The organism is Delftia sp. ZNC0008 (assembly GCF_000799035.1).
GTDB lineage: Bacteria > Pseudomonadota > Gammaproteobacteria > Burkholderiales > Burkholderiaceae_C > Comamonas > Comamonas tsuruhatensis.
This window is the reverse complement of sequence record NZ_JTKZ01000302.1, coordinates 1-829: the sequence shown is the minus strand read 5'-3', so window position 1 is coordinate 829 and position 829 is coordinate 1. Positions and strand designations below refer to the sequence as shown.

The following is an 829-nucleotide window of genomic DNA, read 5'->3' as shown; positions in this document are numbered from 1 at the left end:
CCGCGTCTTCGAGGTCACGCCCGGCCCGGACAGGCCCTTCACCGTGGACTCCGGCGCCAGCCGCGTCCGGGTGGTGGGCACCGCGTTCAATGTGCGCGCCGGGCCGCCGCGGCTGGTGGTGAAGGTGCTGGAGGGCAAGGTGCAGCTGCGGCCCGAGCGTGACCGGGCCGGTGGCGATGTCCTGCTGCTGGCGGCAGGCGCGGGCGTGGCTGTGGACGGCGCCGGCCGGCACAGCACCGTGGTGGCCGATGCGGACAGCGTGGGCGACTGGCGCACGGGCCAGGTGCGCTTCAGCGGCACGCCGCTGGCGGAGGTGGCGCAGGAGCTGTCGCGCTATCTGGGTGCGCCCGTGGAGCTGGGCGACGAGTCGCTGGGCCGCCTGCGTGTCTCGGGCCTGCTGGCCACGGCCGCGCCCGAGCGCTTTGTGCGCGCGCTGCCGGCCTTGATTGCGGTGCGCGTGCAGCCGCGCAACGGCGGAGGTTGGCTGATCGTGCGGGGATGAATCGAAGGACGTGAAACAATTTGTTTCAAATTGGTGGCCAACCCCAGGTTCCAGCTTTGCACCGGTTTTGGCTTCTATAGGGGCAGGGGCGTGGATTTTCCAGGCCCGCACGGCTGCCAGCCAAGGACCACCGAGGGCGCTCGTCCCTCACGCCCCAGCCAACGGCCGCAACACCTGACGCGCATGCGCGGGTGGGCTGGCATGGCTTGTCCGACGCGGTTCCTGATCGCCCGCGACGGCTGCCTGCGGCCTGCCCGTCGCGTGCCCGTGCAACGGCACAGCAACGGAGTGGCAATGAGAGCGCAAGAAGCAGCAGGCAGGGAATTC

Annotated in this window: 1 protein-coding gene; it reads left to right on the top strand. The window is 70.9% G+C overall.

What is annotated here, in order from left to right:
* The coding region (locus L995_RS10260) for a FecR family protein (protein ID WP_047471394.1) at positions 1-502 on the top strand (502 nt) is incomplete at its 5' end.
* Between the last annotated feature and the right edge of the window lie 327 nt (positions 503-829).